Genomic DNA, 22657 nt, shown 5'->3' on the forward strand with positions numbered 1-22657 from the left:
TCAGCCCCGGGCGATCTCGGCGCGGACCGCTGCCAGGGCGGCGTCGATACCGGCCGGGTTCTTACCCGACCCCTGCGCCTGGTCGGCCTTGCCGCCGCCACGCCCGTCGACGGCGGCCGCGACAGCGGTGACCAGGTCGTTGGCGGCCAGTCCGGCGTCCTGGGCGGCACTGTTGGCGGAGACCACGAACGGCACGCTGGTGCCCTCGCCCTCGGCGATCAGCACCACCACCGCCGGGTCGGACCCCAGCTTGCCGCGGATATCGCCGGCCAGCGAACGCAGGTCGCCGCCGTTCATCGGGCCGGGCAGTCGTTGTGCCACCAGTCGGACTCTACCGATCTGTTCGGCGTCCGCGGCCGCATTGACCGCCGCGGCGCGTGCGCCGGCCAACCGGGCCCGGTCCAGCTCCTTCTCGGCGGCCTTGAGCCGCTCCACCAGCCCGGCCACCCGGGCCGGTACTTCCTCAGACGGAACCTTCAGCGAGGCGGCCAGCCCCGCCATCAGGGCCCGTTCCTTGGCCAGGTGCCGGTAGGAGTCCAACCCGACGTAGGCCTCCACGCGGCGCACCCCGGAGCCCACCGACGACTCCCCCAGGATCGTGACCGGCCCGATCTGCGCCGAGTTGCCGACGTGGGTGCCGCCGCACAGTTCCAGGGAGAACGGTCCGCCGATCTCCACGACCCGCACCTGTTCGGGGTAGCGCTCCCCGAACATGGCCATCGCGCCCATCGACTTGGCCTTCTCCAGGTCCTCGATGAAGGTGTGCACCGGGAAGTCGGCCTGCACGGCCTCGTTGGTGACCTCTTCGACCCGGCGACGCTGATCGTCGGTGAGCGGACCCTGCCAGTTGAAGTCGAACCGCAGGTAGCCGGGGCGGTTCAGCGAGCCGGCCTGCACCGCGTTCGGCCCGAGCACCTCCCGCAGCGCCGCATGCACCATGTGGGTTCCCGAGTGGCCCTGGGTGGCGCCTTTGCGCCACTGCGGGTCGACGGCGGCGACCACGGTGTCACCCTCGACGAACTCGCCGGATTCCACGCTGACGCGGTGCACGAACAGGGTGTGGGCGATCTTCTGCACGTCGGTGACCGCGGCCTTGGCCACACCGCCGGCGGCGCCGCTGATGGTGCCGGTGTCGGCGATCTGGCCACCGGACTCGGCGTACAGCGGCGTGCGGTCGAGCACCAGTTCCATGCGGTCGGCGGTGACGGCGTCGGCGTGGGACACCACCGGCACGCGTTGACCGTCAACGAAAATTCCGAGAATGGTTGCCTCGGAGGATAATTCGTCGAACCCGGTGAACTCTGTCGGGCCGGCGTCGACCAGCTCGCGGTAAGCGCTGAGGTCGGCGTGGGCGTGTTTGCGCGCCGCCGCGTCGGCCTTTGCCCGGGCCCGCTGCTCGGCCATGAGCTCGCGGAAACCGGCCTCGTCGACCGACAGGCCCGCCTCGGCCGCCATCTCCAGGGTCAACTCGATCGGGAACCCGTAGGTGTCGTGCAGGGTGAACGCGTCGGCACCGGAGAGCACCGTGGTGCCAGCCGATTTGGTGCCCGCCGCGGCGTCGGCGAAGAGCTTCGAGCCCGACGCCAGGGTCCGGTTGAACGCGGTCTCCTCAGCGACCGCGATGCGGCTGATCCGAGCGAAGTCGGTGACCAGCTCGGGGTAGGACGGGCCCATCGCGTCGCGGACGGTGGTCATCAGCTCGGCGACGATCGGCGTGTCGATGCCCAGCAGTTTCGCCGACCGGATCACCCGGCGCAGCAACCGGCGCAGCACGTAGCCGCGGCCGTCGTTGCCGGGGCTGACCCCATCGGCGATGAGGATGGCCGCGGTGCGCGAATGATCGGCGATGATCCGGTAGCGCACGTCGTCCGCGGGGGTGCCGTGTTCGCCGTAGGGCCGGGCGGCGACCGCGGCGACGGTGTCGATCACCGGGCGCAGCAGATCGGTCTCGTAGACGTTGTGCACGCCTTGGAGCAGCACCGCGATGCGCTCCACGCCCATCCCGGTGTCGATGTTCTTGCGGGGCAGCGGTCCGAGGATCTCGAAGTCCTCTTTGCCGTGGCCCTCCCCGCGTTCGTTCTGCATGAACACGAGGTTCCAGACCTCGATGTAGCGGTCCTCGTTGGCGATCGGGCCGCCGCCGACGCCGTACTCGGGGCCGCGGTCGAAGTAGATCTCCGAGGACGGGCCGCAGGGCCCGGGGATCCCCATCGACCAGTAGTTGTCGGCCATGCCGCGGCGCTGGATGCGCTCGGTCGGCAGCCCGGCGATCTCCTGCCACAACCCGGCCGCCTCGTCGTCGTCGAGATAGACCGTCGCCCAGATCCGTTCGGGATCGAGCCCGTAGCCGCCGTCGTCGACGCCGTTGGTCAGCAGAGTCCAGGCCAGGGTGATCGCTTCGCGCTTGAAGTAGTCGCCGAACGAGAAGTTGCCGGCCATCTGAAAGAAGGTGTTGTGCCGGGTGGTGATCCCCACCTCATCGATGTCGGGGGTGCGGATGCATTTCTGGATGCTGGTGGCGGTGGCGTACGGCGGGGTGCGCTGCCCCAGGAAGTACGGCACGAACTGCACCATGCCGGCGTTGACGAACAGCAGGTTGGGGTCGTCGAGAATCACCGAGGCGCTCGGCACCTCGGTGTGCCCGGCCCGCACGAAATGATCGAGGAACCGTTTCCTGATCTCGTGAGTCTGCACGTTGACGCTGTCCTTACTGCCGGATCACCGTGTGGGGATCCCATTTCTGCTGGATTCGACCGCACCACAGTACCGGGGGGCCCGGGCCGGCTGCCGCACCGGCGAGCCCCGCCGGTGCCGCGGTCAACCGGCCAGAAAGCTCAACCGCACCGACCGGCGGGGGTTGTCCCGGTTCAGGTCCACCAGCACGATGCTCTGCCAGATGCCCAACAACGGCTCACCGGCGCCGACCGGCACCGTCACCGACGGCGCGACCAGGGCCGGCAGCACATGGTCGGCACCGTGGCCGGGGCTGCCGTGGGCGTGGCGGTACCGGTCGTCGCGCGGCAGCAGCCGCTCGAGGGTGTCGACGAGGTCGGCGTCGGAGCCGGCCCCGGTCTCGATGATCGCCACCCCCGCCGTCGCGTGCGGGACGAACACGTTGCACAGCCCGTCGCGGCGGCCGGCGCAGAACCCGCGGACCGCGTCGGTGAGGTCCACGATGCGGCGCGTGGCGGTGTCCACCTCGAGCACATCGGAATCCATCCGCCCAGCCTATCGGCCCGTCCGGGCACGGGACGACGGTTGAATCCGCAGGCTGGACGGGGGACAATGGACACAGACCGGCGGCACCGCCGGGGGTGCTGCCTTGAACTCCTGAAGGAGTAGGGCCATGTACGCACGTTCCACCACTATTTTCGCCCACCCCTCCCGGATCGACGACGGTGTTGCGCACCTGCGCGATCGCGTGATGCCGGTCATGCAGGGCCTCGACGGCTATATCGGGTTGTCGATGCTGGCCGACCGGCGCTCCGGGCGGTGCATCGTCACCAGCTCCTGGCTGGACCACGATCTGATGCGGGCCAGTGAACACTGGGTGGCGCCGATCCGTAACTCGGCGGCGTCGCTGTTCGGTGGCGACACCCGGGTCGCGGAGTGGCAGATCAAGGTGCTGCACCGTGGGCGACTGACCCGCGGCGGCGCGGTCGCGCGCTGCACCTGGGCCAAGGCCGATCCCGACCAGCTCGACCGCTGGGTGGGCAACTACCGCGATGCCGCGCTGCCGGCGATGGACGGTCTCGACGGGTTCTGCAGTTCCAGCCTGCTGGTGGATCGGCGCTCCGGGTTGGCGGTGTCGTGCTCGAGTTTCGAAAGCCGCGAGGCGATGGACCGCACCCGCGACGAGGCCACGACCCTGCGCGCCGATCTGCTGCGGATGTTGGGGGCCACCCAGGTCGACGTCGGCGAGTTCGAGTTGGCGCTGGCTCACCTGCGGGTTCCCGAACTGGTCGGCTAGCCCCCGGGATTGTCCGACCCGCCCGCTACAATCGAACGTATGTTCGATACGAAGGTGGCGGCGCCGGGTGCGGATCCCGCCGCGCCGTTCGCCGGTCTCGATGACTGGGCGCTGACGGCCGCGATCACCGTGGCGGCACGCGAACAGAGCATGGCGTGCGCGCGGGAACTGGCGGCGATCGGTGAGTTGTATAAGCGTCGGGCCCCCGAGGACGACGTCGAGCGGGTGAACTGGGCGATCGACGGGCACGAGAACGTCGTCGCGGAGGTCTCCGCCGCCCTGGGGATCAGCCGGGGTCGTGCCCGCGCCCGCCTCGGCTATGCGATCACCCTGCGGGAACGGCTACCGCAGGTCGCGCAGGTCTTCGCGCGCGGCGACATCGACTTTCGGATGATGGCGGCGATCGTGTACCGCACCGAACTGGTCAGCGACGACGAACTCGTCGCGACGATCGATGCCTGCATCGCCCGGCATGCACACAAGTGGAAGCGCTTCTCCCAGCCGAAGCTCGCCGAGCGCATCGACATGTGGATCACCCGATTCGACCCGGCCGGTCGACGGGTGCCGGGCAACGGCGTCGATGAGCGCTACGTCGAGATCAACCCGGTGGAATCAGGCATGGCCGGGGTGTGGGCGCAGCTGCACGCCACCGACGGGGCCGCGCTCGACCAGAAACTCGACGCGGTGGCCGCCACCGTCTGCCGCGACGATCCACGCACCGCCAGGCAGCGCCGCGCCGACGCGCTCGGCGCGCTGGCCGCCGGTGCTGAGGTCCTGCGTTGCGAGTGCGGATCGCCGCAGTGTCCGGCCGCTCAGCGCCGCGTCGGCACCGACGTCGTGATCCACGTCGTGGCCGATCAGAAGTCGCTGGGCACCGGCGCCGCCAAGCCGGGATATCTGCCCGGATACGGCCCGATTCCGGTGCCGGTGTTGCAGCAGTTGGCCCGCCGCGCCACGATCAAGCCGGTCCGGTCCCCGGCCACCGAGCCCGAAAAGGGTTATCGCCCCTCGGCGGCCCTGACCGAATTCGTCCGGCTACGCGATCTGACCTGCCGGTTTCCCGGCTGCGAGGCACCGGCAACCGCCTGCCAGATCGATCACACCGTGCCCTGGCCGGTCGGTCCCACCCACGCATCGAACTGCAAATTGCTCTGCGTGGTTCACCATCTTCTGAAAACCTTCTACACCGGCGCCGGCGGGTGGTCGGATCGGCAACTCCCCGACGGCACCGTCATTTGGACCGCACCGAGCGGAGTCACCCACCGCACCAAACCGCATGGTGCACTGTTCTTTCCGGCCTTGGCGACACCCACGGCGCCGCTGTGCCTTCCAGCGGTGCCGGCACCCCGGCCGGGTCGCACCGCGATGATGCCGGCACGCAAACGAACCCGGGCCCAACAGCACCGCGCCCGGATCGCCCACGAGCGACGGCTCAACGAGGAACGTCTCGCCGCCGAACACCGCGAACGGCACGCCTGGCTGGTGGCCAACGACGAACCACCACCGTTCTAGCCGCGGGCGCGGCGGATGATCGCGCGCAGCCGGCCCAGCCGCCCAGCGATGTCGCGTTCTGCGCCGCGCCCGGTGGGCCGGTAGTAGTCCACGCCCACCAGCTCGTCGGGGGGATACTGCTGGGCCACCACACCGTCGGGGTCGTCGTGGGAGTATTTGTAGCCCTGGGCGTGCCCCAGCGCCGCGGCGCCCGTGTAGTGGCCGTCGCGCAGGTGCGGCGGCACCAGCCCGGCCTTGCCGGCTTTGACGTCGGCCATGGCCTGACCCAGCGCGGTGGTCACCGCGTTGGACTTCGGCGCCGTGGCAAGGTGCACGGTGGCGTGCGCCAGGGTGAGCTGGGCTTCGGGCATCCCGATCAGCGCTACCGTCTGCGCGGCGGCGACCGCGGTGGGCAGGGCGGTCGGATCGGCCAGGCCGATGTCCTCGCTGGCCAGGATCATCAGCCGCCGCGCGATGAACCGCGGGTCCTCCCCCGCCACCAGCATCCGCGCCAAATAGTGCAACGCGGCGTCGACGTCGGAGCCGCGCACCGATTTGATGAACGCGCTGACCACGTCGTAGTGCTGGTCGCCGTCACGGTCATAGCGGATGGCCGCCTCATCGAGTGACTGCTCCACGATGTCCACCGTGATCTGCGGTCCCGCCTCGGCGGCGACCTCCAGGCCGGTCAGGGCACGCCGGGCGTCCCCGGCGGAGAGCCGCACCAACAACTCCAGGGCCTCGGGGGTCACCGTGACCGCGCCGGCCAGTCCCCGCGGGTCCTCGACAGCGCGTTCGATGACGGTGCGCACCCCGTCGGCGGTGAGCGGGCGCAGCTGCAAGATCAGCGACCGCGACAGCAGCGGCGCCACCACCGAGAACGACGGGTTTTCCGTCGTCGCCGCCACCAGCAGCACCACCCGGTTCTCCACCGCCGACAGCAACGCATCCTGCTGGGTCTTGGAGAACCGGTGCACCTCGTCGATGAACAGAACGGTCTGCCGGCCGTGCACGGCGCTGCGCCGGGCCGTGTCGATGACGGCCCGCACCTCCTTGACCCCCGCCGACAGCGCCGAGAGCGCCTCGAAGCGGCGTCCGGTCGCCCCGGAGATCAGCGACGCCAGGGTGGTCTTGCCGGTCCCGGGTGGTCCGTAGAGGATGACCGAGGCGGCCCCCGACCCGTCGACCAGGCGGCGCAGCGGGGAGCCGGGCTGCAGCAGGTGATCCTGCCCGACAACCTCGTCGAGTCCCGCCGGGCGCATCCGCACCGCCAGCGGCTCGTTCGGCGGTGGCGTCGGGGGCCCTGCCCCGGCATCACCCGCCGGGTCGGGCACGTCGAACAGGCTGTCGGTCACGGTCTCAGGCATACCACGGCGGCGACGCGGCGCCGCCGGGTCAATCGCGCAGCGGGCGCCCCTGCGGATCGCGGACGTTGCCCACCAGGATCAGGATCCCGTCGATGAAGCCCCAGATGGCGCCGAACCCAAACGTGATCACGGTGACGATGATCTGGGCGATGCCGATCCCGACATACCCCAGGTAGAACCGGCCGATCCCGAATGCGCCCAGAAAGATCTGCAGCAGACCCGCGGCGATCTTGCTCTTCTCGGAGTACGGCTGGCCGTCGGGGGCGACGCCGTAGTGCGTCCCGTAGGGGGGATACCCCGCCGGTGGATACGCCCCCGGCGGGTACTGGCCCGGCGGCGGGTAGGAGGGCTGACCGGGCTCGGGCGCGAACGGCTCTGGTGTGCTCACATCCTCCAACGTACCGACTGCGCTACGGCTGCGGCGCGGTCACGAAGTCGATCAACTCCTCCACCCGGCCGATCAACGCCGGCTCCAGGTCGGTCCAGTCACGTACCCGCCCCCGGATCCGTCGCCACGCGGCGGCGATGTCGGCCTGGGTGGCGTGCGGCCAGCCCAACGCCTGACAGATCCCCTTCTTCCATTCGACGGTGCGCGGAATCTGTGGCCACGCCGCCATCCCGAGACGCTCGGGTTTGACCGCCTGCCAGATGTCGACGTAGGGATGGCCCACCACCAGGGTGTGCTCACCGCCGGGACCGCGGCGCACCTGCTCGGCCAACCGGGCCTCTTTGGAGCCGGCGACCAGGTGATCGACGAGCACCCCGAGTCGACGGGTCGGCCCCGGTTGGAAATCCGCCACGATGGCGACGAGGTCGTCGACCCCGCCGAGGTGTTCGACCACCACGCCTTCGATCCGCAGGTCGTCGCCCCACACCTGTTCGACGAGTTCGGCGTCGTGGCGGCCCTCGACATAGATCCGGCTGGCCGACGCGACCTTGGCGCGCTCACCGGGCACCGCCACCGACCCGGATGCGGTGCGCGCCGGGCGGGCGGCCGGGGCGCGACGCGGCGCGGTCAAAATGACCGGTTTGCCGTCGATCAGATACCCCGGGCCCACCGGGAAGGCGCGGGTGCGTCCGTGCCGGTCCTCCAGTTGCATGCGGCCGTACTCCACCCGCACCACCGCACCCACATAGCCGGTCTCGGCGTCCTCGACGACCATCCCGACTTCGACCGGTTGCTCGACGGAGCGGGGTTTGCGGGCGCGGTGGGGATTGCGGGCCAACACGTCAGATCCGTAGCGGTCTTCCACGGCGCCCAATCCTACGGGCGTGGCGATAGTTTCCCCGGCGAGCGACATTCGCTCTAGGCTGCTCGATTGTGTTCGAAAACTACGATTTCGGCGACGACGAAGACGACGACTTCGACGACGACGACGACTTCGACGACGACGAGGACCTCGATGACGACGCCGAGTCCCGCGGGGGGGATTCCGGACCACCGAAGCGCGATAACAGTCTCAAATGGGCCCTGGGCCTGGTGACGTTCCTGGCGGTCGTCGCCACGGCGGCCGCCGCGGCGGTGGTGTTCGGCGGCAACCCCGAAGCCGGTGACGCCGGCAAGACGACCCCACCGAAATCATCCGATATCGCCAGCGCCGGCGATGACGGTCCGGTCAGCGTGATCGTCGATGACCCCACCTGCAAACCGTGGATGCCGATCAACGACACCTTGGCCTCCGCCGGGGAAGGCAAATGGAACGACCGCGATCGCAGCATCCCGGCGTCGGACTGGACCCCTGAGCAACAGCAGATGCACATGGGGGCCGCCGCGGTGCTGCGCAGCGCCGCCGCACAGAGCGTCGGGCTGGCCAAACTCACCCCGCACCGGGTGATGCGCGAACTCTACGAACAGTTCATCGCCTACGGCCGGGCCTACGCGGAGCGGGTGCCGCAGTATGTGCCGGCCGACAACAACCTCGCCGAGGCCGCCAACAGCGCTGCATCCGCGCTGGCGTCGATCTGCGGGGCCATCAACGACGGGTCGGCGGCGTCGCGGGGCCCGCTGGTACCCGCCCTGGACCCGCCGCAGTTGACCGCCACCCCTGCCGATCCCACCAACCCGGTGCCGTTTCTGGCCAGCACCAACCCGGTCTGCCACGACTGGCACGCCGCGCTGCAGGACTACATGGCCAAGACCACCGAGTGGCAAAAGCTCGACCCCAACATCGCGGCGATCCTGTGGAACCCGGCGCAGAAGGCCGTCAACGTCGCCGCGGCGCAGGTGTTGAGCAACCAGGCCAACACGATCGAGCAACTGGGCCACCAGAGCGGCAACGCCACCCTGCAGGATTTCGCGACGTTGATCGCGCAGTACCAGCGGGCGTTCGTGGCCGCCGTGCCCACCTACACGCCCGCCGATCAGCATCTGGCGAACGCCGCGGCCTACACCTCGGCGCTGGTGGACGGTGCCTGCACGATCAGCGGCGCCTGAACCACTGCAACCTGCCGGGCATAGACGCATAGCCCCCCGTTCGGTACCGGGCGGGGTGTTTTGCGGGCACAATCGGAAAGGTGGGCACCTGGGACGATGTGGCCCGCCTGATGCAAGCGCTTCCGCTCACCGCCGAGCACAGGCCACACGAGTGGCGGGTCGGTGGAAAGCTGGTCGCCTGGCAGCGGCCGCTGCGCCTTCCCGAACGCCGCGCCCTGCAGGTCAGCGGCGACCCCGATGTCCTGGCGGTGCGGGTGCGCGGCGAGTCGGCCGCCGCGGCACTGATCGCGGCGCACCCGCAGCGGTATTTCACCACCGCACATCTGGCCGGGTACCCGGTGGTGCTGGTGTGGCTGGCCGACATCGACCGTGGCTCCCTGGCTGACCTGGTGTTCGACGCATGGCTGGTGCACGCACCGCGGGCGGTGGCGCGCGAATACCTGGCCCGCCGCGCGTAACTCCCGCAGCCGCTAACGGCGCGACCGGATGCGGTGCTGGCGGCGGGGGTGTTAAGCCTGCGCGCGCGGTTTGGCGTCGATGCCGGATTCTTTGCGCTGCGCGGCGGTGATAGGCGCGGGCGCATCGGTGAGCGGGTCGACGCCACCACCGGATTTCGGGAACGCGATCACTTCACGGATCGACTCGGCGCCGGCGAGTAGCGCCATGATGCGGTCCCAGCCGAACGCCAGTCCCCCGTGCGGTGGCGCCCCGAAAGTGAAGGCGTCCAACAGGAATCCGAATTTCTCCGCCGCTGCCTCCGAGTCGATGCCCATGACGGTGAACACCTGCTCCTGGATGTCGCGGCGGTGGATGCGGATCGAGCCGCCGCCGATCTCGTTGCCGTTGCACACAATGTCGTAGGCATCGGCGAGCACCGAACCCGGGTCGGCGGTGATGGCTTGCGCCGTCGCTGATTTGGGTGCGGTGAACGCGTGATGCACCGCGGTCCACGCCCCCGAACCGACGGCCACGTCACCGGCGGCCGCGGCTTCGTCGGCCGGTTCGAACAGCGGCGGGTCGACGACCCAGGTGAACGCCCAGGCGTCCGCGTCGATGAGGTCTTGGCGGGCGGCGATCTCGACTCGGGCCGCGCCCAGCAGAGCCCGGGAGACCTTCGGTGCGCCCGCGGCGAAGAACACGCAGTCGCCCGGGGCGGCCCCCACGTGATCGGCCAGCCCGGCGCGCTCGGTCTCGGAGAGGTTTTTGGCCACCGGGCCCGACAGGGTGCCGTCCTCCCCGATCAGCACGTAGGCCAGCCCCTTGGCGCCACGCTGTTTGGCCCACTCCTGCCAGCCGTCGAGGGTGCGTCGCGGCTGAGACGCCCCGCCGGGCATGACCACCGCACCGACGTACGGCGCCTGGAACACCCGAAACGGCGTGTCGGCGAAGAACTCGGTGCATTCGACGAGTTCCAGCCCGAACCGCAGGTCGGGTTTGTCGGTGCCGAACCGGCGCATCGCCTCGGCGTAGCTCAGCCGCGGCAGCGGGCGCGGCACCTCGTAGCCGATCAGCGCCCACACCGCGGCCACGATCTCCTCGGCGATCGCGATGACGTCCTCGGCGTCGACGAAGCTCATCTCCAGGTCCAGCTGGGTGAACTCCGGCTGGCGGTCGGCGCGGAAATCCTCGTCGCGGTAGCAGCGGGCGATCTGGTAGTAGCGCTCCATGCCGGCGACCATCAGCAGTTGCTTGAACAGCTGCGGGCTCTGCGGCAGGGCGTAGAAGGTGCCCGGCCGCAGCCGGGCGGGCACCAGGAAGTCCCGCGCCCCCTCGGGGGTGGAGCGGGTCATCGTCGGTGTTTCGATCTCGATGAAGTCGTGGGCAGCCAGCACGCCGCGCGCGGCCGCGTTGGCCTTGGAGCGCAGCCGGATCGCCGCGGCCGGACCGTCGCGACGCAGATCCAGATAGCGGTAGCGCAGCCGCGTCTCCTCCCCCGGTTCCTCATCGAGCTGAAAGGGCAGCGGCGCGCACTCGGCGAGCACGGTCAGCTCGGTGGCGTTGATCTCGATGTCACCGGTCGCGATCTCCGGGTTGGCGTTGCCCTCGGGACGGATCTGCACCACCCCGGTGACCGCGACGCAGAACTCGGCGCGCAGCCGGTGCGCCTCGGCGAGTACGGCCTCGTCGTGGAAGACGACCTGGGCGACCCCGGACGCGTCGCGCAGGTCGATGAAGATGACCCCGCCGTGATCGCGGCGGCGCGCCACCCAGCCGGCCAACGTGACCTGGCGTCCGGCGTCGGCGGACCGCAACGAACCGGCGTCGTGACTGCGCAGCACGGCTACTCCTCATCGGGCAGTGGGAAACGACTGCCCAGTCTAAAGCCGCGCCCGCAGCACCCGGTGTGCCGGTGTGGCGCCCCACCACGGTGTGTGATGGGCTGGGGGTTCCTGGGAGTTCCGCCGAACCGGAGGATTGCAGATGGCCCTGTCCCGCAAGAAGCACCCCTGCCAGCGGGTCGACACCGGTTTCATCGAGACCGCCCCGTACCGTTTCGCCAACACCGTCGAGTTGGCGATCACCCCCGAGCAGCTGTTCGAGGTCCTCGCCGACGCCGACTCGTGGCCGCAGTGGGCGTCGGTGATCACCGACGTCACCTGGACCAGTCCGCAGCCGTACGGGGTGGGCACCACCCGCACCGTGACGATGCGCGGCATCGTCGGCTACGAGGAGTTCATCGCCTGGGAGCCGCACACCTACCTGGCGTTCCGGTTCAACGAGGCCTCGACGCGCACGCTGCGCGCCTTCGCCGAGGACTACCGGGTAGCACCCACCGCCGAGGGCTGCCGTCTGACGTGGACGATGGCCATCGAGCCGCTGGGCCCGGCCCGGCTGGGACTGTGGCTGGGACGTCCGGTGGTGCAGTGGATGCTGGGCCGGTTTCTGCGCCGACTGCGCCGCTACACCGACCAGCGTTTCGCCACCGTGTAGAACTCCGCCAACCCGTGTGCCGCGCGGCGGCGATATGCGAAGCTGGGAGCGGCCGAGCGCGATGAGCGACCCCGATGAGCGACGGAGTGTGCGATGACCTTCAACGAGGGCGTGCAGATCGACACCAGCAAGGTGAGGTCGACCGGTCGCGGCCGCGGGATCGCCCTCGGCGGCGGGGCCGGCGGCCTGGGACTGCTCATCATGATCGTCGCGATGTTCTTCGGAGTCGACCCGGGCGAGGTGATCTCCCAGCAGGCACCGGCCCCCCAGGAGACCGTGCCGCAATTCGACCTGGGCAAATGCCGCACCGGAGCGGACGCCAACAAATACGTCCAGTGCCGGGTGGTGGCCACCGGAAACTCGGTGGACGCAGTGTGGACGCAGTTGCTGTCGGGCTACACCGCCCCGAACATGCGGCTGTTCAGCGGCCAGGTCAACACCGGCTGCGGCACGGCCACCAGTGAGGTCGGCCCGTTCTACTGTCCGGCCGACAAGACCGCCTACTTCGACACCGACTTCTTCGATGTCCTCGTCGATCAGTTCGGTTCCAGCAGTGGCGCATTGGCGCAGGAGTACGTGGTCGCCCACGAGTACGGCCACCATGTGCAGAACCTGCTCGGGGTGCTCGGGCGGGCCCAGAGCGGCGCGCAGGGCGCCACCGGTTCCGGGGTGCGCACCGAGTTGCAGGCCGATTGCTACGCCGGGGTGTGGGCGCACTACGCCTCGGTGACCCAGCAGGAGAGCACCGGCAAGCCGTTCCTGGAGCCGTTGAGTGACCGCGACATCGCCGACGCGCTGTCGGCGGCGGCATCGGTCGGCGACGATCGGATTCAGAAGACCATGACCGGGCGGGTCGACCCGGAGGCGTGGACGCACGGCTCCTCCGAGCAGCGCCAGCACTGGTTCACCGTCGGCTACCAGACCGGCGACCCGAACAAGTGCGACACCTTCGCCGCCCGCGACCTGGGTTAACCGGTGCGTTGAGCAGACGCAGACCGCAACGTAAATGTCCCCCGAACACCGTGTGCCGGGGGACATTTACGTCGAACCGCGGGGTGGTAGCGACCCCCCTCACGGGCCGTTAGAGCCAGCTGGAGCCGACCGCCGAGTCGGTGGAAGCCATGTTGTTCCCGGCGTTTTGCACCTTCGCACCGTGCGTGGCCGCCTGCTCGTAAATCACCTGGAAATTCCGCCCCAACTGAGCAATGAACTCCTGGCACGACGCCGAACCAGCACCACCCCAAAAATCACCGGCAGCCAACACATCCCGAATAATCGCCTGATGCTCAGCCTCCAACGACGCCGCCTGCGCCTTGATCAACGCCCCATGAGCATTGACATCACCAAACTGGTAATTAATCGTCATCACACAACCCCTAACTGCTCAAACTCGACTGGGCCGCAGCTTCCTGCTGCTCATACACATTCGCGTCACGCACCAACCCGTCACGCACCCCATGCAACATGTCCACAATGTTGCGAAACGCCGTCTGCATCTGCCCCATCGTGTCCAACGACGTCCGCTCGGCAATACCGGTCCACCCCGCCCCAGAAATACTCTGCGACGACGCCCACATCCGCCGAGCCTCATCCTCCACAGTCTGAGCATGCACCTCAAACCGCCCAGCCATATCCCGCATCAACTGCGGATCAGTCATAAAACGCGAAGCCATAATCGCCTCTCCTTACACAATCAGTTCGTCAGTGGTGTGTTTTCTCGGGTGGCTGCTAATCGCGTCCCCCTCCCGGTTAGCCGCCCTTGGCCGCGGTGGCGGCCTTGACGCCGGCCTTGGCAACGTTGCCCAGGCCTCCGAATCCCCGTCCGGCGAGGGCCCCCATCATGGCCTGCGCGAACGGTCCGCCCGGCATGCCCGCCTGCACCGTCGGCACCGCCGGGACAGTGGTGGCCGGCGGGACCGGCAGCGCGCGGGTGATGGTCTGGATGGCGCCGTCGGGCACCGACAGCCCGCCGACCCGCGAGGCGTTGGCCAACTGCGCGCTGACCTGCTGACCGATCTGGCTGCCCCAGTTGGACAGCTGGCTGGTCAGCCCGCTGGTCATAGTCTGCAGCTTGCCGTTGACCATCTCGCTGATCGCGTCGAGCAGCGGGTTTGTCGCACCGTTGGCGAGGCCCCCGGTGAGATTGCCGAGCCCGGAGCCGGATGTCCCACCGGCACGGGTCAGCGACATCAGCATGCTCATCGGCGCCGAGCCGAGGCGCATCGGAACGTTGACCAGTTCGGAGGCGCTGGACAAGCTGCCGGGAGAGGTCAGGCTGAGGTCGGCGAAGGCACCCAGGACCGGGATCTTCTCAAACCCCGACAACGCCGTCCCGATCGGTGCCCAGAACGCGGTGAGGGGCTCAAGGGCGCTGCCGATTTGGGTCAGTCCTCCGGCGATCGCGTCACCCGCAGCCCCCGGACCCGGCAGAGACGCCGCCGAGAGGCCGGCATCTGACGGCCCCTCCGTCGTTCTGAACATCGCCTGCGGCTGCTCCGCCTTCGATGACGCGTCGAAGGTCGACATGACCATGACGTCATCGGCCCACATGATGTCGTAGAGCGCCTCACACGCCATGATCGCCGGGGTGTTCTGGCCGAGAATGTTGGACGCGATCAGCTGCATGCACAACGTGCGGTTGGCGATGACCGCCTCCAGCGGCACCATCGAAGACCGCGCCTGCTCGAAGAAACCGACGTGCGCGGCGGCCTGGGCGGCCAGGGCCGCCGTCTTCGCGGCGGTTTCGTGCAACCACGCCACATGCGGCTCCAGTTTGGCCTGCACCGTCGCCGACGACGGGCCGTGCCACCCGCCCGTCAGGCCGGCGAGGGTGGATCCGAAGCCGGTGGCGGCGGTCTCCAACTCCTGGGTCAACCCCGCCCAGGCCTCCGAGGCCTCCAGCAGCGGCGCCGATCCGGGCCCGAGGGTGATCAGCAGCGAGTTGATCTCCGGTGGATAGAACTCAAATAGCGCCATGGCCGACCTAGGTCAATCCACCCAGCGTGGACGCGGCGGCGTTGGCCGCCTCCGCCCCGTCGTACGCGGCGGCGTTGGTGCGCAGCGTGTTGACGAACGACTCGTGGATGGCCGCCGCCTGCGCGGCGATGGCCTGGTAGAGCTGGCCGTGCGCGGCGAACTGCGCCGCGGTGAGTGCGGACACCTCGTCGGCGGCCGCGGGCACCACACCGGTGGTCGGTGCCGCGGCGGCGGCATTGCCCGCGTTCATCCCAGCGCCGATCGATTCCAGGCTGCCGGCTGCCGACAGCAACATCGCCGGCTCGGTCTTTACATACATCTATTCAGCCCCCTTGTGAGTGCAGGTGACACTGGTGGACCCCGGCGCCCCAACCCCCGGGACCACCAGGGCTCGTTTCGCGCCGCCGCGTATCGATTATGCCGTATGGATAGTGATCCACGCCACCCCGACCGCCACAGAGCTTAACGAAATGTGTCCGTCCGATGTCCAAACGGCATCGAACGTAGGCCGCGACGGTACACGTCCGCACCGGCATCCGAAACCCCCCGAAAGCCGCAGGTCTCCAACGGCTTTGGCAGCGGGCCCGTCGCCGAACCGGCCATCATGACAGTTACCTGAGATCAACCAAAGAAACTTACGCAGGCGACGATTCGGTCGCCCGAATTGTCGCCTGCAATAATTACGGCCCACCAGGATGGACCCTCTCAAGTTGACATTGGTTGATGCTGAGACATTGATGAGAGACAGGACGCGTCGAATTTTTGTCCGCTTAGTTAAAAAATAACTCAACCTACCCTGGGTATTCGCTGACATTTTCGTCAATAACGGCCTCGATATAGCGGATCAGACTGCGCTAATCAGGGATTTCAGCTCCGCACGGCCGGCTTCGTCCAGCGGCAGCAGGGGGCGACGGGGCACGCCGGCAGGCACGCCGAGCATCTCCAGGCCCGCTTTGATCGTGGTGGCCAGCCCCCCGGCGACAATGAACTCCAGCAGCGGCTTGAGCCCGTCGTAGAGGCGCTGAGCCTGCTCCTGCTCCCCCGCCCGCACCGCGGCCACCAGGTCCAGGCACGGCTGGGCCGCCAGATTCGGTGCGGCGGTGCACCACCCCGTCGCACCGGCCCGCAGGGCGTCGAGAACCAGCGGGTTGCTGCCGTTGTAGAACGGCAGGGCGCCGTCGCTGAGGTCGGCGAGGGCCTGCATCCGGGCGAGGTCACCGGTGGACTCCTTGACCATCGTGACGTGGTCGATGTCGCGGAACATCGACACCAGCAACGCCGGGCTCATGTCCACTCCGGCGGTCGCCGGATTGTTGTACGCCATGATCGGCAGGTCGATCGCATCGGAGACCGCCCGATAGTGCTCGACGATTTCACGCTCGGAGAGCTTCCAGTACGACACCGGGATCACCTGCACCGCGTCGACGGCGGCGCGCTGGGCGTAGCGGGCGCGGCGCACGGTGTTGGCCGTGGTCAGATCCGACACCCCGGCGAGCACCGGGACCGCGCCGTCGACGGCGGCGACGGTGGTGTCGATGACCGCGTCGAATTCCGTCTCGCTGAGATACGCCAGTTCCCCGGTGCTGCCCAGCGGCGCGATCGCCTGAACCCCCGCGGCCACCAGACGAGTGATCATCGCCGCCAGCGCCGCGGTGTCCACGCCGCTGTCGTCGAACGGGGTGACGGGATAGGCGATGACGCCCTCGATGGCGGGGGCGACGCGGGTGTCGACCATGGGCGGGCTCCTCGGGGTAGCGGGATGTCGGGACAGCGGGTCAGCAGCTCAGCGCGTCGGGGTGACGCACCAGGGCGCGGCGGGCGTAGTAGGCGAAGTTGGCCCGGCTGCGTTGCGGGGTCAGCGTCCAGTTGTGGGCTTCGCGGGCCAGTTTCTCCGGCAGCGGTTTGATCTCACCGGCGGCCATCGCCGTCAGTTGCAGTTTCGCGGCACGCTCGATGAGCACCCCCAGCGAGCACGCCTCCTCGACGGTGGCGCCGACGACGATCTGACCGTGGTGGGCCAGCAGGATCGCCCGTTTGTCACCGAGCGCCGCGGCGATGATGTCGCCCTCCTCGTTGCCGACGGGAACCCCGGGCCAGTCCTGCAGAAAGGCGCAATCGTCGTAGAGCGGGGTGGTGTCCATCTGGGAGACCACCAGCGGCACCTCCAACATCGCCAGCGCCGCCACATGGAACGAGTGCGTGTGCACGATGCAGTTCACATCGGGGCGCGCCCGGTAGATCCAACTGTGGAAACGGTTGGCGGGGTTGGCCATCCCAGCACCCTCGAGGACGTTGAGGTCCTCATCGACGACCAGCAGGTTGTCCTCGGTGATCTCGTCGAACCCCAGACCGAGCCGTTGGGTGTAGTAGGTGTCCGGCGCGTCGGCGCGCGCGGTGATCTGACCGGTCAACCCGGAGTCGTGGCCGCCGTCGAAGAGCACGCGACAGGTCAGGGCCACCTTCTGGCGGGTCGTCCACTGCGGTTCGGTGACGGTATGGGCCAGGCGCTGCTGGGCACGGTCCATCAGCGATTGCTTGGATTCGGAGAATGTGGTGGCCATGACGGCTCCTCGGCGTCGGAAACACTAACTCCACTATAGGACACTTTGTGTCATAGTGGTGGTGTGACCGCCCTGCTGCGCACGGTCCGCCGTCAGCGCGGGCTGACCCTGCAACACCTCGCCGAGGCGACGGGGTTGACCCGCAGTTACCTGTCGAAGATCGAACGCGGCCAGGCGACCCCCTCGATCGCCGTGGCGTTGAAAGTCGCCGATGCTCTCGGGGTCGACGTCGCGCGCCTGTTCGCGACGGAGGGCCCCGCCGAACGACTCTCGGTGGATCGCGCCGGCGGCACGGACCGCTACCGCGCGCTGGCCGCCGATCAGCTGGGAAAAGCCATGTCGCCGTTCATGGTTCACCCGACGGTCGAACCGGGCGACGATCCGCACCCCACCCACACGGGCCAGGAGTTGGTGTTCGTCCACGCCGGCACTGTCGAGTTACGCCACGGCGACACCACGGTGCGGCTGCACGCCGGTGACAGCGCCTACTTCGACGCCCGGATCGACCACAGCCTGCGGCAACTCGGCGAGGAGCCGTCCGCCGTGCTGGTGGTCGCCTACCGCGAGCCCGGGACGCACCGCTGAGCCGCTGCGATCACCACTGGCCGGTGGCGCAGGTGACCCCGCTGCCGCCCTGCTGGGTGACCACAACCTCACCGTCCACAGCGATCTCACACCCGAAATTCGGGGGCACCCGCAGGGCTCCGCTGGCGTCGACCCGCGCCCACTGGCCGGGGTCGTTGAGGGTGACCGTGTAGACCAGCGGCTCCCCCGGCGCGATCGGCTGCTGCACCGAGGTCAGGTATTTGGCCGAGTCGGCGTTGTAGTCGGCCATGCTCGGCGGGTCGGCGCTGATGTAGTAGATCTTCGCCACCAGGCTGTCGGCGGCGGTGATGGTGTAGGTCACCTCGTGGGCACCGTCGGGATCGGCGCCGGCGGTGGCGTTGCTGACGGCGACACCGGCGGCCGCCACCATCAGTGCGGCCCCGATCGTGGTTGTTTTGCGCATGTACGCCATATCCATGTACGCCATATCGAGGCAGGTTACCGCAGCGTTACACCCCGGTACGCGCCGCCGGGTTCCCGCTGTGCGCGGCGGCGGCCACCAGGGCGGCGACGGTGTCGGCGACGTCGGCGTGCGCCACGTCGGTCTGGGTGCCGGCGACGAGGTCTTTGACCCCCACGGTGCCGGCGTCGAGGTCGCGGTCGCCGGCGACCAACGCCACCACCGCACCGGACCGGTCCGCCGCCCGCATCGCACCCTTGAGTCCGCGGTCACCATAGGCCAGGTCCACCCGGAGCCCGAGGGCCCGCAGGTCGGCCGCCACCGTGGCCAGGGCAATTTTGGCCCGCTGTCCCAGCGGCACCCCGAATACCTCGCACCGGGCCGGCGTGCCGACTCTGCGCTGCTCGGCGGCCAGCGCCAGCAGAGTGCGGTCCACACCGAGCCCGAACCCGATCCCGGACAGGTCGGCCCCGCCGAGTTGGGCCATCAGCCCGTCGTAGCGCCCGCCGCCGCCGATCCCGGACTGGGCGCCGAGGCCGTCGTGGACGAACTCGAACGTGGTTTTGGTGTAGTAGTCCAGCCCGCGCACCATCCGCGGGTTGATGACGTACGGCACGCCGAGGGCGTCGAGGTGCGCCAGCACGGTGTCGAAGTGCGATCGCGCCGACTCCGACAAGTGGTCGATCAACACCGGGGCGTCGGCGGTCATCTCCTGGATGGCGGCACGCTTGTCGTCGAGCACCCGCAGCGGGTTGATCTCGGCGCGCCGACGGGTCTCGGCGTCCAAGTCCAGCCCGAACAGGAAGTCCTGGAGCCGTTGCCGGTAGGCCGGCCGGCAGGTGTCGTCGCCGAGGGAGGTGATCTCCAAGCGGAATTCGGTGAGCCCCAGCGAACGGAACGCGGTGTCGGCCACGGCGATCACCTCGGCGTCTAAAGCCGGATCATCGACCCCGATCGCCTCCACCCCGACCTGCTGCAACTGGCGGTAACGGCCGGCCTGGGGACGCTCGTAGCGGAAGAACGGCCCCGCGTAGCAGAGTTTGACCGGCAGCATTCCCCGATCGAGGTGGTGTTCGATGACCGCGCGCACCACCCCGGCGGTGCCCTCCGGTCGCAGCGTCACCGAGCGGTCGCCGCGGTCGGCGAAGGTGTACATCTCCTTGGAGACGACGTCGGTGGATTCGCCCACCCCTCGGGCGAACAAGGCGGTGTCCTCGAAGATCGGCAACTCGATGTCGCCGTAGCCGGCGCGCCGCGCCGCGGCGAGCATGGTGTCGCGCACCGCCACGAACGCCGAGGAGTCCGGCGGCAGATAGTCCGGGACCCCTTTCGGGCCGGCGAACGCCTCACGAGACTCGGTCATACCCGCCGCTCCTCCTCATCTGCTGGGTTTCCTTCACCGCACGACACCGACGCTGGGCGGCGGTCACCCGCCGAGTCCCTGCAGGAACGGGTTGGTGGCGCGTTCGTCACCGATCGTCGTCGCCAACCCGTGCCCGGGACGCACCACGGTGGCGTCGTCGAGAACCAGCAGCTTGTCCACGATCGACCCCAACAGGTCGCGCCCACTGCCGCCGGGCAGATCGGTGCGACCGACCGAACCGGCGAACAGCGTATCGCCGCTGAACACCACGTCCACCGGCCCGGGTCCGGCGGCGTCGATCCGGAAACACACCGATCCGCGGGTGTGGCCCGGGGTGTGGTCGACGGTGACCGTCACCCCACCCAACTCCAGCTTGTCGCCGTCGCGATCCAACTCGACCAGCTGTTTCGGTTCGCGGAACAGCGCCCCGAGGGCCCACTGGCCCAGCCGCGGGCCGAACCCGCGGATCGGGTCGGTGAGCATGAACCGGTCGGACGGGTGGATGTAGGTCGGCACCCCGTAGGTGTCGGAGACCTTCTGCGCGGACCAGATGTGGTCGATGTGGCCGTGGGTGAGCAGCACCGCCGCCGGGGTGAGCCGCTTCTCGTCGAGAATGCGGCGCAGCGTGCCCATCGCCCGCTGACCCGGGTCGACGATGATCGCGTCGGTGCCGGGGCGCTGCGCCACCACGTAGCAGTTGCAGGCCAGCAGTCCGGCGGGAAATCCGGTGATCAACACGGTGCCCAGTTTCCCACGGCCCGGTTTCGCATGCGGGTGGTGTCAGCGCAGCCCAGCCGGGGCTGGCACACTTTGACCAACGCAACGAACACGGAGGACAGCCGCGGTGCCCACCAACGAACAACGACGTGCGACGGCCAAACGCAAGCTGGAGCGACAACTGGAGCGTCGCGCCCACAAGGCACGCCGCCGCCGGCTGATCACCATCGCCTCCTCGATCGCGGCAGCGGTGCTGCTGGTGGCCGCCGGCGTGTTCGCGGTGTATCAGACCACCGGCGACTCCGACGACACCGCGAACACCGCGGCGAGCACCCCGCCGGATGCCGACAACCCGGATCAGGCCGGCAACGACGGCGCGCTGCCGCCGTTCACCCCCTCTGACGCGACCGCGGTGACGTGTGACTACCCGTCGTCGGGAACGGCGGCCAAGAAGGTGAATCCGCCGAAGACCCAGGACGGCAAGGTGCCGACCGACGCGGCCACCGTCAGTGTCTCGATGATGACCGACCAGGGCCCGGTGGGGCTGTTGCTCGACAACGCCAAAGCGCCGTGCACGGTGAACAGTTTCCTCAGCCTCGCCGACCAGGGATTCTTCGACGACACCCCCTGCCACCGGCTGACGACCTCGCCGTTGATGGGGGTTCTGCAGTGCGGTGACCCGACCGGTTCCGGCAAGGGCGGGCCCGGCTACTCCTTCGCCGACGAGTACCCGACCAACGTCTACGCGCCGGGCGACCCGGCGCTGGAACGCCCGGTCACCTACCCGCGCGGCACCCTGGCGATGGCCAACTCCGGGCCGAACACCAACGGCAGCCAGTTCTTCCTGGTCTACCGTGATTCGCAGCTGGCACCGAATTTCACCGTGTTCGGCACCATTCAGGAGGACGGCCTGGCCACCTTGGACAAGATCGCCGACGCCGGGGTCGCCGACGGCACCACCGACGGAGCTCCCACGACGCCGGTGACGATCAAGTCGGTGCTTCTTGACTGACCGTAAACCCGGCTCCAACGCCACGATGGCGTTGGTGGCGGTGGGGAGCGCGATCGTGGTCGTGGCGTTGATCGTCGGGGTGATCGCGTTCCTGGTGGCCCATGCCGACGACGATGATGCGTCCACCGGCGCCGACCCGGATACCGGTCTGCCGTTGCTGCCGTCGACCCGGCCCACCCCGCCGCCGAACACCGGGATGCTGCCCAAGGTCACCACACCACCACCGGCGGCGGTGAACTGCTCCTACATCAGCACCGGGCCCGCGTCGCGGCCGCTGACCCCGCCGCGCTCCGGGGAGGTCGCCACCGAACCGGCGATCCGGCACGCCACCCTCACCACCGATCGGGGAACCATCGGGCTGGATTTGGACAACGCCAAGGCCCCGTGCACGGTGCACAGCTTCATCGACCTGGCCGGGCAGGGGTTTTTCACCGACACCCACTGTCACCGACTGACCACCGGGGCCGGGCTGAGCGTGCTGCAATGCGGCGACCCCGAGGGAACGGGACGCGGCGGGCCCGGCTACAAATTCGCCGACGAGTACCCCACCGACCAGTACGCGGCGAACGACCCGAGCCGGCAGGTCCCGGTCACCTACCCGCGCGGCACCCTGGCGATGGCCAACTCCGGCCCGGACACCAACGGCAGCCAATTCTTCCTGGTCTACGCCGACTCGCAACTGCCCCCGGCCTACACGGTGTTCGGCACGATCGACGACGAAGGCCTCGGCGTGCTCGACACCATCGCGTCCGGCGGGGTGCGCGGCGGGACCGCCGACGGCGCCCCGGCCACCCCGGTGACGGTCACCGCGGTCGAGGTGGACTGACCC

24 protein-coding genes are annotated in these 22657 nt (G+C 69.1%); 9 read left to right on the plus strand and 15 right to left on the minus strand.

Translation table 11 applies throughout. The annotated features are described in order from the left end of the window. Complete coding sequence (alaS, locus tag B8W67_RS06095; RefSeq protein WP_085302949.1) at nt 1-2694, minus strand: alanine--tRNA ligase; 2694 nt, start codon at nt 2692-2694, stop codon at nt 1-3. A gap of 123 nt (nt 2695-2817) precedes the next feature. Further along, nucleotides 2818-3219, minus strand: coding sequence for a secondary thiamine-phosphate synthase enzyme YjbQ (locus B8W67_RS06100; RefSeq protein WP_085302950.1), 402 nt, complete (start codon nt 3217-3219; stop codon nt 2818-2820). A gap of 127 nt (nt 3220-3346) precedes the next feature. On the opposite strand from B8W67_RS06100, the gene B8W67_RS06105 reads away from it, so the two are divergent. Together B8W67_RS06105 and B8W67_RS06110 are read left to right on the plus strand one after the other, a co-directional pair. After that, a complete protein-coding gene (locus B8W67_RS06105; RefSeq protein ID WP_085302952.1) occupies nt 3347-3970 on the plus strand; it encodes a hypothetical protein in 624 nt (207 codons plus the stop codon). 39 nt (nt 3971-4009) lie between these two features. Then, nucleotides 4010-5482: an HNH endonuclease signature motif containing protein gene (locus B8W67_RS06110; protein WP_085302954.1), complete on the plus strand. Its 1473-nt coding sequence runs from the start codon at nt 4010-4012 to the stop codon at nt 5480-5482. Here B8W67_RS06110 and B8W67_RS06115 read toward each other — a convergent pair. Genes B8W67_RS06115 through B8W67_RS06125 form a run of 3 tightly spaced genes read right to left on the minus strand, consistent with a single transcriptional unit; the run spans nt 5479 to nt 8081 of the window. After that, the gene (locus tag B8W67_RS06115) at nt 5479-6828 is read right to left on the minus strand and encodes a replication-associated recombination protein A (protein WP_174254730.1); all 1350 of its coding nucleotides are present in this window, start codon (nt 6826-6828) and stop codon (nt 5479-5481) included. The genes B8W67_RS06110 and B8W67_RS06115 overlap by 4 nt on opposite strands. A 28-nt stretch (nt 6829-6856) precedes the next feature. After that, the gene (locus B8W67_RS06120; protein WP_109561722.1) at nt 6857-7216 is read right to left on the minus strand and encodes a TM2 domain-containing protein; all 360 of its coding nucleotides are present in this window, start codon (nt 7214-7216) and stop codon (nt 6857-6859) included. A 22-nt stretch (nt 7217-7238) separates the two neighbouring features. After that, the gene (locus B8W67_RS06125) at nt 7239-8081 is read right to left on the minus strand and encodes a DUF3097 domain-containing protein (RefSeq protein WP_085302958.1); all 843 of its coding nucleotides are present in this window, start codon (nt 8079-8081) and stop codon (nt 7239-7241) included. A 68-nt stretch (nt 8082-8149) separates the two neighbouring features. Between B8W67_RS06125 and B8W67_RS06130 the strand changes: the two genes are divergently transcribed. Beyond that, nucleotides 8150-9262 carry an ESX-1 system-associated protein gene (locus B8W67_RS06130; protein WP_085302960.1) on the plus strand — a complete coding sequence of 371 codons (1113 nt, stop codon included), beginning with the start codon at nt 8150-8152 and terminating at the stop codon, nt 9260-9262. 80 nt (nt 9263-9342) lie between these two features. Next, nucleotides 9343-9720 carry an MmcQ/YjbR family DNA-binding protein gene (locus B8W67_RS06135; protein ID WP_085302962.1) on the plus strand — a complete coding sequence of 126 codons (378 nt, stop codon included), beginning with the start codon at nt 9343-9345 and terminating at the stop codon, nt 9718-9720. 51 nt (nt 9721-9771) lie between these two features. Here the strand turns inward: B8W67_RS06135 and aspS are convergent, their stop codons facing one another. Further along, nucleotides 9772-11541 (minus strand): aspartate--tRNA ligase, encoded by a 1770-nt coding sequence (gene aspS / locus B8W67_RS06140; RefSeq protein WP_085302964.1) that lies wholly within the window; start codon nt 11539-11541, stop codon nt 9772-9774. Nucleotides 11542-11683: 142 nt separating this feature from the next. Between aspS and B8W67_RS06145 the strand changes: the two genes are divergently transcribed. Then, nucleotides 11684-12193, plus strand: coding sequence for an SRPBCC family protein (locus B8W67_RS06145; RefSeq protein WP_085302966.1), 510 nt, complete (start codon nt 11684-11686; stop codon nt 12191-12193). Between the two features lie 93 nt (nt 12194-12286). Then, the gene (ypfJ, locus tag B8W67_RS06150; protein ID WP_085302968.1) at nt 12287-13165 is read left to right on the plus strand and encodes a KPN_02809 family neutral zinc metallopeptidase; all 879 of its coding nucleotides are present in this window, start codon (nt 12287-12289) and stop codon (nt 13163-13165) included. Nucleotides 13166-13274: 109 nt separating this feature from the next. Here ypfJ and B8W67_RS06155 read toward each other — a convergent pair whose 3' ends face one another. The 6 genes from B8W67_RS06155 to B8W67_RS06180 all read right to left on the minus strand — a co-directional run bounded on the left by B8W67_RS06155 (nt 13275) and on the right by B8W67_RS06180 (nt 17730). Further along, on the minus strand, nt 13275-13559 hold the full coding sequence (locus tag B8W67_RS06155) for a WXG100 family type VII secretion target (protein WP_085303064.1): 285 nt from the start codon (nt 13557-13559) through the stop codon (nt 13275-13277). Between the two features lie 10 nt (nt 13560-13569). Then, on the minus strand, nt 13570-13866 hold the full coding sequence (locus tag B8W67_RS06160) for a WXG100 family type VII secretion target (protein WP_069393961.1): 297 nt from the start codon (nt 13864-13866) through the stop codon (nt 13570-13572). A 76-nt stretch (nt 13867-13942) separates the two neighbouring features. Continuing rightward, the gene (locus B8W67_RS06165; RefSeq protein ID WP_085302970.1) at nt 13943-15169 is read right to left on the minus strand and encodes a PPE family protein; all 1227 of its coding nucleotides are present in this window, start codon (nt 15167-15169) and stop codon (nt 13943-13945) included. Nucleotides 15170-15176: 7 nt separating this feature from the next. Beyond that, nucleotides 15177-15488, minus strand: a complete 312-nt coding sequence (locus B8W67_RS06170) for a PE family protein (protein ID WP_069392838.1) — start codon at nt 15486-15488, stop codon at nt 15177-15179. Nucleotides 15489-16013: 525 nt separating this feature from the next. Then, on the minus strand, nt 16014-16904 hold the full coding sequence (locus B8W67_RS06175) for a dihydrodipicolinate synthase family protein (RefSeq protein WP_085302972.1): 891 nt from the start codon (nt 16902-16904) through the stop codon (nt 16014-16016). A 40-nt stretch (nt 16905-16944) separates the two neighbouring features. Further along, nucleotides 16945-17730 carry an aldolase gene (locus tag B8W67_RS06180; RefSeq protein ID WP_069392840.1) on the minus strand — a complete coding sequence of 262 codons (786 nt, stop codon included), beginning with the start codon at nt 17728-17730 and terminating at the stop codon, nt 16945-16947. A 63-nt stretch (nt 17731-17793) separates the two neighbouring features. Between B8W67_RS06180 and B8W67_RS06185 the strand changes: the two genes are divergently transcribed. Then, entirely contained in the window at nt 17794-18315 is a 522-nt protein-coding gene (locus B8W67_RS06185) for a helix-turn-helix domain-containing protein (RefSeq protein ID WP_069392841.1), read from the plus strand. 10 nt (nt 18316-18325) lie between these two features. On the opposite strand, the gene B8W67_RS06190 is transcribed toward B8W67_RS06185, so the two are convergent. From B8W67_RS06190 to B8W67_RS06200, 3 genes are all read right to left on the minus strand, one after another. After that, complete coding sequence (locus B8W67_RS06190; protein ID WP_234793943.1) at nt 18326-18763, minus strand: Rv2576c family protein; 438 nt, start codon at nt 18761-18763, stop codon at nt 18326-18328. Nucleotides 18764-18785: 22 nt separating this feature from the next. After that, nucleotides 18786-20099, minus strand: a complete 1314-nt coding sequence (gene hisS, locus B8W67_RS06195) for a histidine--tRNA ligase (protein WP_069392843.1) — start codon at nt 20097-20099, stop codon at nt 18786-18788. Nucleotides 20100-20162: 63 nt separating this feature from the next. Next, complete coding sequence (locus B8W67_RS06200) at nt 20163-20837, minus strand: MBL fold metallo-hydrolase (protein WP_069392844.1); 675 nt, start codon at nt 20835-20837, stop codon at nt 20163-20165. 106 nt (nt 20838-20943) lie between these two features. On the opposite strand from B8W67_RS06200, the gene B8W67_RS06205 reads away from it, so the two are divergent. Together B8W67_RS06205 and B8W67_RS06210 are read left to right on the plus strand one after the other, a co-directional pair. Next, nucleotides 20944-21828 (plus strand): peptidylprolyl isomerase, encoded by an 885-nt coding sequence (locus B8W67_RS06205; protein ID WP_085302974.1) that lies wholly within the window; start codon nt 20944-20946, stop codon nt 21826-21828. After that, on the plus strand, nt 21821-22654 hold the full coding sequence (locus B8W67_RS06210; protein ID WP_234793944.1) for a peptidylprolyl isomerase: 834 nt from the start codon (nt 21821-21823) through the stop codon (nt 22652-22654). Before B8W67_RS06205 ends, B8W67_RS06210 begins: the two co-directional genes overlap by 8 nt. Nucleotides 22655-22657: the final 3 nt, after the last annotated feature.

The organism is Mycolicibacillus koreensis (assembly GCF_002104795.1).
Lineage (GTDB): Bacteria > Actinomycetota > Actinomycetes > Mycobacteriales > Mycobacteriaceae > Mycobacterium > Mycobacterium koreense.

What these genes read in the sequence shown, in the direction of transcription:
- B8W67_RS06100 (WP_085302950.1), bottom strand. Translation starts at nt 3,219, where the DNA reads ATGGATTCCGATGTGCTCGAGGTGGACACCGCCACGCGCCGCATCGTG.
- B8W67_RS06105 (WP_085302952.1), top strand. Translation starts at nt 3,347, where the DNA reads ATGTACGCACGTTCCACCACTATTTTCGCCCACCCCTCCCGGATCGAC.
- B8W67_RS06110 (WP_085302954.1), top strand. Translation starts at nt 4,010, where the DNA reads ATGTTCGATACGAAGGTGGCGGCGCCGGGTGCGGATCCCGCCGCGCCG.
- B8W67_RS06115 (WP_174254730.1), bottom strand. Translation starts at nt 6,828, where the DNA reads ATGCCTGAGACCGTGACCGACAGCCTGTTCGACGTGCCCGACCCGGCG.
- B8W67_RS06145 (WP_085302966.1), top strand. Translation starts at nt 11,684, where the DNA reads ATGGCCCTGTCCCGCAAGAAGCACCCCTGCCAGCGGGTCGACACCGGT.
- ypfJ (WP_085302968.1), top strand. Translation starts at nt 12,287, where the DNA reads ATGACCTTCAACGAGGGCGTGCAGATCGACACCAGCAAGGTGAGGTCG.
- B8W67_RS06155 (WP_085303064.1), bottom strand. Translation starts at nt 13,559, where the DNA reads ATGACGATTAATTACCAGTTTGGTGATGTCAATGCTCATGGGGCGTTG.
- B8W67_RS06160 (WP_069393961.1), bottom strand. Translation starts at nt 13,866, where the DNA reads ATGGCTTCGCGTTTTATGACTGATCCGCAGTTGATGCGGGATATGGCT.
- B8W67_RS06165 (WP_085302970.1), bottom strand. Translation starts at nt 15,169, where the DNA reads ATGGCGCTATTTGAGTTCTATCCACCGGAGATCAACTCGCTGCTGATC.
- B8W67_RS06170 (WP_069392838.1), bottom strand. Translation starts at nt 15,488, where the DNA reads ATGTATGTAAAGACCGAGCCGGCGATGTTGCTGTCGGCAGCCGGCAGC.
- B8W67_RS06175 (WP_085302972.1), bottom strand. Translation starts at nt 16,904, where the DNA reads ATGGTCGACACCCGCGTCGCCCCCGCCATCGAGGGCGTCATCGCCTAT.
- B8W67_RS06180 (WP_069392840.1), bottom strand. Translation starts at nt 17,730, where the DNA reads ATGGCCACCACATTCTCCGAATCCAAGCAATCGCTGATGGACCGTGCC.
- B8W67_RS06190 (WP_234793943.1), bottom strand. Translation starts at nt 18,763, where the DNA reads ATGGCGTACATGGATATGGCGTACATGCGCAAAACAACCACGATCGGG.
- hisS (WP_069392843.1), bottom strand. Translation starts at nt 20,099, where the DNA reads ATGACCGAGTCTCGTGAGGCGTTCGCCGGCCCGAAAGGGGTCCCGGAC.